9 protein-coding genes and 1 rRNA gene are annotated in these 9,953 nt (G+C 37.7%); 1 reads left to right on the plus strand and 9 read right to left on the minus strand.

What is annotated here, in order from left to right:
• Positions 1 to 74: 74 nt before the first annotated feature.
• From H5126_RS15310 to H5126_RS15330, 5 genes are all read right to left on the minus strand, one after another.
• On the minus strand, positions 75 to 767 hold the full coding sequence (locus tag H5126_RS15310; RefSeq protein WP_004335088.1) for a PspA/IM30 family protein: 693 nt from the start codon (positions 765 to 767) through the stop codon (positions 75 to 77).
• Positions 768 to 791: 24 nt separating this feature from the next.
• Positions 792 to 1,205: a YjfI family protein gene (locus tag H5126_RS15315; protein ID WP_004335098.1), complete on the minus strand. Its 414-nt coding sequence runs from the start codon at positions 1,203 to 1,205 to the stop codon at positions 792 to 794.
• Positions 1,206 to 1,284: 79 nt separating this feature from the next.
• Positions 1,285 to 3,006, minus strand: coding sequence for a polyamine aminopropyltransferase (locus H5126_RS15320; RefSeq protein ID WP_182721214.1), 1,722 nt, complete (start codon positions 3,004 to 3,006; stop codon positions 1,285 to 1,287).
• Between the two features lie 3 nt (positions 3,007 to 3,009).
• The gene (locus H5126_RS15325; protein WP_024597420.1) at positions 3,010 to 3,909 is read right to left on the minus strand and encodes a DUF350 domain-containing protein; all 900 of its coding nucleotides are present in this window, start codon (positions 3,907 to 3,909) and stop codon (positions 3,010 to 3,012) included.
• Positions 3,910 to 3,935: 26 nt separating this feature from the next.
• Positions 3,936 to 4,868 (minus strand): CHAD domain-containing protein, encoded by a 933-nt coding sequence (locus H5126_RS15330; RefSeq protein WP_182672490.1) that lies wholly within the window; start codon positions 4,866 to 4,868, stop codon positions 3,936 to 3,938.
• A 259-nt stretch (positions 4,869 to 5,127) separates the two neighbouring features.
• On the opposite strand from H5126_RS15330, the gene H5126_RS15335 reads away from it, so the two are divergent.
• On the plus strand, positions 5,128 to 7,221 hold the full coding sequence (locus H5126_RS15335; protein ID WP_182721215.1) for an EAL domain-containing protein: 2,094 nt from the start codon (positions 5,128 to 5,130) through the stop codon (positions 7,219 to 7,221).
• A 40-nt stretch (positions 7,222 to 7,261) separates the two neighbouring features.
• On the opposite strand, the gene H5126_RS15340 is transcribed toward H5126_RS15335, so the two are convergent.
• From H5126_RS15340 to rrf, 4 genes are all read right to left on the minus strand, one after another.
• Positions 7,262 to 7,723 carry a hypothetical protein gene (locus H5126_RS15340; RefSeq protein WP_024597417.1) on the minus strand — a complete coding sequence of 154 codons (462 nt, stop codon included), beginning with the start codon at positions 7,721 to 7,723 and terminating at the stop codon, positions 7,262 to 7,264.
• Positions 7,723 to 8,559, minus strand: coding sequence for a hypothetical protein (locus H5126_RS15345; RefSeq protein ID WP_259413836.1), 837 nt, complete (start codon positions 8,557 to 8,559; stop codon positions 7,723 to 7,725). Before H5126_RS15345 ends, H5126_RS15340 begins: the two co-directional genes overlap by 1 nt.
• Positions 8,556 to 8,858, minus strand: coding sequence for a hypothetical protein (locus tag H5126_RS21540; RefSeq protein WP_259413838.1), 303 nt, complete (start codon positions 8,856 to 8,858; stop codon positions 8,556 to 8,558). The genes H5126_RS15345 and H5126_RS21540 overlap by 4 nt, the downstream gene beginning before the upstream one ends.
• A 757-nt stretch (positions 8,859 to 9,615) precedes the next feature.
• Positions 9,616 to 9,730 (minus strand): 5S ribosomal RNA (rrf, locus tag H5126_RS15350).
• Positions 9,731 to 9,953 lie beyond the last annotated feature (223 nt).

Consider the following 9,953-nt stretch of genomic DNA (forward strand, 5'->3'; position numbering starts at 1 on the left):
AGGAAGGCTGCCTTCTAAGCAAAAAAGGTAACTGAGCAAAACTCGGTTACCTTTTTAAAGTATAAACGTAATGGTTAGCTATTTTGCTTCGCTTTGATGCGAGCTAAAATATCAGCACTTTTTGGACTTGTGTCGCCAATGCCTGCTTCAGCCATTTTTGCTTTTAAGTCATCGCCATTTACGTCTGACTCAAGTTGCTTTGCAGCACCTAGCTGGTCGCTACGATCTTGTTGACGCTGTTTAATGCGTTCAAGCGATTGACGAGCCGATGTCATAGACGAGCTGTTTGTATTAAGCGTGCTGTTAACAGCCATTGTTGCTTGCTGTACGCTTTCAGTGGTTTTAACCATTGTAAGCTGGCGCTGATTCTCTTTAATTGATTTTTCAGCATCTTTAACTTGCTGCTTAAGCGCAACAATATGGTTACTAAAACCAGATAATACTTGCTCGTTTTCGGCTTTTTCTGCTTCAAAGTCACCAATTTTTTCTGCAATTTCTAATGCTAACGCTTCGTTGCCCTTTTCAAGAGCTTGGCCTGCATACGCTTCATGTTCAGCGATTGATGCATCTACAGCGCTAATTTTACGCTTAGTCTGCATTTCTTTAGCCATTACTTCTGTAAGGCTTTTTTTTGCGCGGTGAAGTGCATTTTGCGCGTCTGCAATTTCTTGCTCAAAAATACGGATGCCATTTTTGTCTACAATTGCTTCGCCTGCTTCACGAGCGCCGCCACGTACTGCTGTAAATAATTTTTTTAAAATACTCATAATCTTAACTCCACTAACTGGCTATTAATCGTTTAAATACAAGGTCACGGCTTCTAGTGCATCGATAGCGTTATCGGCTAAAGTCACTAGTTCGTGGGTAACGTCATCTAATGATGAATTTACCGACAGTGCACCAAAAATCGCGTATTTGTTATCGATTTTAGCAAATGCACTCAGTGGAATTGGCACGTTTAAACGTAGTAATGTTTCGTTTAACTCGTTGCGTAATTCACTCTTAACTTCATCTTCGTCAAACAAGTAGCTAATACATAACAACTGCTCTTGCGTTTGTGTAACAAAAATTGGAAGTTCATCATTTCCATCAACAATGACTTGTAAAACATCTTGCTCGCCTGGGTTGGCAATCAAGAAAGACTCAAAGTTAGCGCCTTCAGTTTCAAAAGAAGCTAATTTTATTGAAAGTTCATTTAATTCCATGTCTCTGCCTTTTGTCGTTTGACATATTATGTCTGAGTTAAGATTCTCATGGTAGACATATTATGTCAACCATGTTTTGTTAGTTTTTATACAATTCGCTTTCTATTTGCCATGCAGTTCGGTAGTAATCATACAGCTGACCAGATCCTAACCTATTGACCTCAATACTTTTAACTTGTTCAAAGTAGTGGTTAGGAAATACAAAGCTTGCCAATAAATATTCTTTACTAATCCACCTTGATGGCACAGGCATAGCCGTCGCATCATTAATACGGCCACTGGCCGACTGACCCATTTTAGTGGCTATAGTCCAGCCCCACTGCCCAAACGAAGGTATGTTTTGCTGATACTGCTCAACATACTCAAACCCTGCGGCTTTGACTGTTTTAGCAATGCTTAAAAACGCTTTTTTAGCGTGGTAAGGTGAAGTTGATTGAACCGCCATTGCGCCATCGGGTGCTAATAACTGACGTACGTGATTATAAAAGTAGTCACTGTACATTTTATTTAGATCAGGGTGATTTGGGTCCGGTAAATCAATTAAGATAGTGTCGAACTGCTTAGATTGATCAAGTAGCTTTTCTACTTCTAAAAATGCATCACCCACAATTATGTTGGCTCGCGAGTCTTGCATCGATTTATTGTTTAGCTGTAGTAATCGCTTATTGATGTGCTCTGGCGGGGTAAAGTCACCGTCTTTATGACCAAATAAATTGAGAAGCTGCGCGTCTAAATCTATTAGCGTTACTTCACTCACAGGCCATTTTAAAACATCTCTAAGCGCTAACCCGTCACCACCACCAATTATTAATACACGGTCGTGTCTGTTAGAGGCAAGCATTGCAGGGTAAACCAGCATTGAATGATATATTTGTTCATCAATACTTGAGAACTGCAAACGCCCATTTAAATATAAATCGGTGATTGGCTGAGGTTGGTTTTTGCTTAACCTTTCGGTTAAAACTACGTGCTGGTATTTGGTTGCTTGCGAATAAATTACTTTATCTTTGTATAAAACATTACTTAGATTGTTCATCCAGCTACTGCCAAATACTAAAATAAAGCCAAACAATGCCAGCAGTACTATATGGCAAACTAAAAGTGCCTTAGCAAAGCGTACATGGGCATGGTAACGCCATAAAAAAGCGAGTCCTGCGATGATATTAAATAACGCCGTCCACGCCGCAGCTTGCATTATAGGCATTGAGAGCATGATACTTACCCAAATGGCGGCACCAATACCAGCACCGATATAGTCGGCACCATAAATAGTCCCTGCGTTGTTTTCTAAAAAACGGCCATAAACGTGCTGACGAATGCGCGCTATAAGCGGTATTTCCATACCAATAAATAAGCCCAGTATTAAACCAAAAACATAAGGTAGAAAACGTGACCACTCTTGTAGCTTTTGAAATACGTAACCATTAAGTACAACATCTGGGGGTAAATTAAAAACGCTCGAAAATAAATGAGGAAGAGAATAACTTACAGCTATTACACCCGCTATAGCTAAAATGCAGCCCATGCCAACCAAAGCAATAATGCTTTCTAGCCAAGCAAAAGCGGTAAATGCATCTTTAAACCAACGCGCTAAAAAAGCGCCTAAGCCCATTGCTACAATCATAGTACCGATCATGGCGTAAATAGCGCTTTCTACTGAGCCAAGTACACGGCCCGCATAATGAGACAGTAAGTATTCATAAATAAGGCCGCACCCAGCAAGCACGGCCATAACAGTAATTAGTAATATATCGTGCCCAAGTAAGCGAGACTTACTTGGGGGAGTGTTGGTTGATGACACTGATTATGCGCCTAGTAAGGTTGCCATAGTGATACCTACAGCAAATGATACTGCTGCAGAAATAGCTGCTACACCTACATTTTTTTGACGATTAACTTCATCGGAAATATCGCAACCAGATAAAATTATTTTAATTGTCACTAAGTGCAAAATAATAAATGCGACAAGGCTCACAACAGCGCTAATAGCCCAGTATAGTAAACTCGCATTAATGTTATCAGCAGCGTATGGCGCAACACCCGTTGCAGCTGTAATAGCTAATGCACTACCTATTAAAAATCCAGCGTAACGAATACCCACAGCTAAGTTACCATCAACAATTGCTTGTTGTAGGCAGTCGCCACTTTTGTTTGTACGCTTAAATAACTGCACTCGGTACTGGCTAACAAGTAGTAATACAACACTACCTATAATAAAGGCAGCAATTACAATTGGAAGACCATGCCAGCCATCAGTAGCCACCCATAAAAGTGCTGAGCGAATAACTATTGCAACGCTAACAACATGACCAAAATCAATTATTGAAGCTGTAACGTTACCTTTAACTATTTCGTCGTGCAGGCTTACTTTACGAAGCGCTACTTTATCTTGAAAAAAGTGACCCAACTTAATAAGTACAATTGCTAATGCGCCGTAAGCTAACATTTGCAGTGCTTCTTGTTGCAATGTTGCAGCAAAAGCACCACTACTTACACCTGTTAATACAATCGCCAGTGCCACTAAACCAGCGGCAAAGCTAATACCAAAAGCAAAGTTATCACGCTCTGTTATTTCATCATTTGCGTGTAAGTTTGAAACCCAACCTTTTATATATTTAAGGCTTACAAATAATAAAACAATAATTGCAAAATCAATCGCCAATGCTTGTAGCGACCACATAGTTATTCCATTAAATTCATACATATTATTCTAACTCCAACTTTATTCTTTTACTTACCACGGCTCACGCCACGAGAGGTTCTGCTACCGCTATCACGCACCGATCCTGAGCTATTGCTATAACTGCTCGAACGAGAATAACTACTGCGGCTTTTTGGTGGCGTATAACTACTACGGCTTAAACCGGATGCACCTGTTTTTTTACTCGCATAAGGGCTTGTAAACTGCTTACCTTGGCGTTGGTATGTTTGGCGCGTGCGTGTTTCTAGCGCGCTTTGGGTTTTAATTTGTTTAGGGCTTGAATAACGCGAACGGCCATAGTCATTGTAATAACTATACTTTCGGCGTTTGCTCCAACTTCCATATTCAACACGGTCAAATACATCGCCTAAAATACGGTACATGCCGTACCATTGCCAAAAGCTAATACCATTACTATTTGTTTGCCAGTTACCATAGTTAGGGTTACCTACCATTTGGTTACCAACACCCTCACCTTCAGCTTGCTTACTAATTGCGCCTACACGCGCTAAAGTGCCTTTGGACATATCAGCTAGCATATTAATAGGATCGGTTAACGCATCAGAAAATAGCGTAGGTTTAGACGCATCACGCAACAAATCAATGCTATGCAACGTATCTTCGTAAGGAGGAATTAAGTAAGTTCCTTTAATATCTTTAAGTCGCTGTGTTAAACCACTATAAAGTGCACCTTGGCGCGTTGCATCAAGGGTAATTACATCAACAACTTTTGTAAGCTCTGGCTGTTGTTTTTTAAGGAGCTCGCCATATTCTTTAAGTAATACAGCATTGCGCACATTCCCATTATCAAGCGCAGTACCAAGCTGTGACAGCTCTGTATCTGCTTTTTTAATAGACTCTTGAATTGTTTGTTGCAGCTGCTCTTCTTTAGATTGACAACCCATAAGCACTGCGAACAAACAAAACAGGCTTATAAGTTTCCAAGCTTTAATATTCGACATTCATGTCACCTGATTTACTAAATTAACTTAGGTAGTTTTACACAGGTCACTTATTAAACCAAGAATGAAATTGCAACAAAGTAAGTCAGTACAAAATTAAATAAACAGCTATATTTAGTATATGAATTTAAAAGCATTCTCAATGTTAAGCTTTTAGTGCTACAAAGGGCGTAGTAAGTAACTTTTTTGTAATTATGGATTGCCTGATTACACAATAATAACTAAAACATAATTAAATGATGGTTAAGGGTTAGATTTGATGCTTCATAGTATTCGATATAAATTTATTATAATAACAACGGTTTTAATTATATTTAGCGCAAATTTAGTTTTTTTCCTCGCAATTAATGAACACGAAGATTTATATCGCCAATCTGTTAAACAAAACTTAGATGCAATGTCTTCAAATATTTCCGATAGCTTATTACGTGTTATGTCTGAGCAAGTTGATTTGTTCTCTATAACCACCGAATTGCTCGGTTTTGATCGATATGAACACATTAAGTTTGTTAATGTATTTGACGCTGACTGGCAATTAATCCAATCGTATGTCCACCCTAACTATTTAGAGCTTGAGAGCTTTAAGCCTGAACTTATAAGTATTCAACCAAAAAATTTACCTTATGCGGTTACAATAACCAATGAAGGACTAGTGGCCTTAAAGGCAATTGGGGAGGAGCAGTTTCCTATTGGATATTTGCTCATTGTGCAAGACTTTAAAAAGCCACTGAATGAAAGTAAAATTAGCCTTTTTTATAGTGCAGCTCCATTTGTTGTTTTAATTATTGCACTCACCATTATTATTTCATTTTGGATATATCAGCGTTTATTAAGCCCACTTTTAGCGCTCTCGAAGTTCACACAGAAAGTTGAAAAATCAACAAATTATAAGCTTCAATACCAAGTCACTGGTCATGATGAAGTATCTCAACTTGGTAACGACATTAATGCATTACTACAAACAATTGACTCCCAAGTTCAAACCAATCATAAACATACCGCACAACTTTTAGTACAAACGCATTCAATGGAGCACCTCGCCAACTACGATATATTAACAGGTTTACCTAATCGCATGTTTTTTATGGACCTACTCAAACTCGAGCTGGCTAGTAGTAAAAGTAACGATCAAGACGTTGCGATTATGTTCTTTGATGTTGATAGTTTTAAAGGCGTTAACGACACCCTAGGCCATGAAACCGGAGATATGCTTTTACAAGCTGTGGCTAAAAAAGTGAAAAGTTATCTGCGTAGTAACGACATAATTGCACGCTTAGGCGGTGATGAGTTTTTAATTATGCTACCTAATATCACTGAGCAATCTATTGTTATAGATATTGCCGAAAGTATCATTGAGGGTATGAAAGAGCCATTCACTATAAATGAGTGGGACGTACCAGCGGGTATTAGTATTGGTATTGCAAGTGCCAAAGAAGCTGAATTTGATATAAATACATTTATCAGTAATGCCGATATTGCAATGTACACATCAAAAGAAAAAGGCAAAGGCGCATATACAATATTCCACTATAAAATGCTTGAAGATAACAAACGAAAAGCGCAAGTCGCTAACTTAATATCTCACGCAATAGCGCAAAATGAATTTGAGTTATTTTATCAGCTTAAAATGTCGAATACAGGCGAAGCTCAAGGCTTAGAAGCCTTAATAAGATGGCAAAGCAAAGAGCTAGGCTTTGTTTCTCCTAGTGAGTTTATACCTATAGCGGAACAAGCAGGTAAAATAAAAGCGATTACTCAATGGGTGATCACACAAGTATTTAAAGATATGCAAATGCTAAAACAACTTATGGGGAATAATGTACTCGTCTCCATGAATCTTTCAAGCCATGACTTAAAAGATCATAACTTCATTCATACTGTAAAAAGTAAACTACTTGAACATAGCGTCGATATTTCAAATATTCAGTTTGAAATAACAGAATCAAGCTATTTAGAAAATTTTGAAAACGCGAATCAATTTTTTAATCAAGTTAAAGTTATGGGAGGCTCAATTGCATTAGATGACTTTGGCACAGGTTACTCTTCATTGAGTTACCTTACTAAAATTGAAATTGATACATTAAAAATAGATCGAATGTTTGTAAATCAATATGCAAGCTCAGCAAAAGACACTGCAGTATTACAAGCAATACTCGATTTAGGCCAACGCCTTGGTTTAAAAATATGTAGCGAAGGAATTGAAACAACCGACCAAGCTAACTACCTAGTATCAAATGGTAGTGATGAAATGCAGGGCTATTACTTTGCAAAACCAGTGTGCATTGCACAACTACCACACGCAATTGAACGAGCGAAAATATTATTTAAAGAACTAACAATAACTTCAAAATAACTCAGTGCAATTGATTTTTTACTAAGCAAACGGCTTACTTTTAATTTAGTGCAATTATGGTGAGCTCTTTAGGTATAGTAATTCCTGCTGGAAGGTAAGCTACTGAGTCTTCAACGGTTAGTAAGTACTCTATAACCTCTTCTGTAGACTCAAATTCAACAGGGGGCTTGCTGCGCCCCGTGAATCGCATTTGGGCCCAATAAGCTTGTATTCTAGACTCAGTAAGACCTACCATCCTAGTGTTAAAATTTATTCTAAGCGGGTTGCCGACAAATAGGTTAACTGCTTTAAATTGTCTGCTCATAGCTCCGCCCATATAAATATGGCGAATTTGTTGCTTACTAAAAGATAAGTTTTTATCTGTGGTATTTACTACAATAATGACGTTCGAGGGGTTTGTATTTTCTGCATAAACTGAAATGCTAAAACCAAATAGGCTACTAGCGACTACAAAGAGCATCATTATTTTTTTAATGTTATTAATAGGTTTAAAAAATATCATTAAAACACCCAATCCAAACCAATAAGATAAAGATTAGTTTTTTTATCAAAATCAGAGTCATCAGGAGTAACGAAAAACGAGTCTTTTACATCGTCACCTTCTAGGGTTGAAAACTCAGCTTTTAAGGCAAGGTTTGGCAGCACATCCCAGCGTACACCAACCGTCCAACTCTTAATTGAATCAGGCGTAGATTCATCAAAAATACGATTGTACCCATATGCAAGTTGATCTAAGTCGCTATTAATACCTAACGGAATTTCATTTTCAGCAGAACGAGTTTCTACGTCGCTATCTGCAAATGTTAAGTGGTATGTAAAAGGAGCATGATTAACACCGGCAGTTAAATAATAGCTTTGAATTATAGGCACTATCCCCAAATCAGTTTTAATGCGGACCCATTCACCTCTAAAAAAATAATCTAAATTGTCGTAAATTACGCCAAATTGATTTGCATGTGCTCTACCTTTTGTTTTTACCGAGCTGGCGCTTTTTGTAAAATTAAGGCTATTAAGCACATTTTCTAGCTGTCTTATCTCATCAATATCAAGCTTGATATTCCCATTATAACGGGAAACTCTAAATTCTAAGTTTTCAATATTAATCTTACCAATGAACCCTAAAAGATTATCAACTTCAAAGCCCGTTCTTAAGGCGCCAATCCCTATATCACCCGACTCTTCACCATAGTAACCTTCAAAGCTCAAATCAAAGTTTTCTGCACCAAATTTATAAACAGCATCTATGCCATTAAACGTTTTAAATAAATAAGTATCATAAACTTGTTGAGGTGGATTGATCCATGGGTACGCAAAACCAACATCCGAAAAGTCACTCATGGTAAAAAAAGGTGTGCGTAACTTTCTGAGTTATCGGAAGCTGTTGTGTTATTGCTTCTTAACAAAAATTGAGCTGTTGCAGACCACTTATCATCAAACTGATACTCGCCTTGGAATCCAATTAAACTAGATGGAGAAAATTTAAGACTGTCTTCATATCCCTTAAACTCGACATTTTTTTCGTCTAAGTAACCACCAATAACTCGAGCATAACCAGAAAATTCTAACTCATTAGAAAAAGCTGAAAAATGAGTAAGCATAGTGGTAAAAAGTAAGCACCAAGATATTTTATATCGCATCAGAGAAAATTAAATCCTTTGTTGAATTATGCAAAGTACAATGAAGATTAATTATGCTAACAAGGAAATAATTCACCAGTTCGGATAATCAATTATTTAATTATTTTAAGTAGCGCTCTTTACCGCGACCTAGGATTAATGATTATAGTCAATGAATTACATGTTGGCACAATATATGTGCTCTATAAGAGTATTAAGTACCTAGGTAACACTGTTTTTACCTCAATCCCATTCAGTATTATCGAGATAGAGCTTAACTATATTTATATAGATACTTTTCAACTAAGTAGGGGATCAAACTGATTCTTAATTTATCTCGTTCACCAAGATTGAGTGCTTAACATAAGTGCTTGGTAGGATGTAAATTAGCTAAATTATAATGCGATATGTGAGTAATTCACCACATTTTACTTTTTACAATTTGAAGCCTGATGATGTCGTAGTGCCCACAGCGGTAGAAAGTCACATAGCAAATGCTACACTATCTTAGTGTCGCGATATGAGTGTGTATTAATTGCGCGTATTTCACTTTTCTGCAGACGTAAAAAAGCCCGACTATTTCTAGTCGGGCTCTCTACAATTTGAAGCCTGGTAATGTCCTACTTTCACATAGCAAATGCTACACTATCGTTGGCCGGGGCTCGCCTTCGAGCTGTTTGGTTTCACTACTGAGTTCGGGATGGGCTCTTGGCTATTTACTAAATCCAAGAAAGCAAAAAACCCGTCACATTGCTGTAACGGGTTTCTTTAATTTGAAGCCTGGTAATGTCCTACTTTCACATAGCAAATGCTACACTATCATCGGCGCTGTTTCGTTTCACTACTGAGTTCGGCATGGAATCAGGTGGGTCCAAAACGCTATTGTCACCAAGCAAATTTGGGCGTTAATTCGTATCGCTACGCATTAACTGAATTTGGAAAATATCTGATAATATTTTTTAAGTCTTTCTAAGTAATGTCTACTTTAGTCATATTAACTTCTGTCTAAACTGTCGCATAAAACGCGTTTGGCGTTGTATGGTTAAGCCTCACGGGTAATTAGTACAAGTTAGCTTAATGGCTCACACCACTTCCACATCTTGCCTATCAACGTTG

The organism is Pseudoalteromonas sp. SG45-3, from assembly GCF_014164075.1.
Taxonomy (GTDB): domain Bacteria; phylum Pseudomonadota; class Gammaproteobacteria; order Enterobacterales; family Alteromonadaceae; genus Pseudoalteromonas; species Pseudoalteromonas distincta.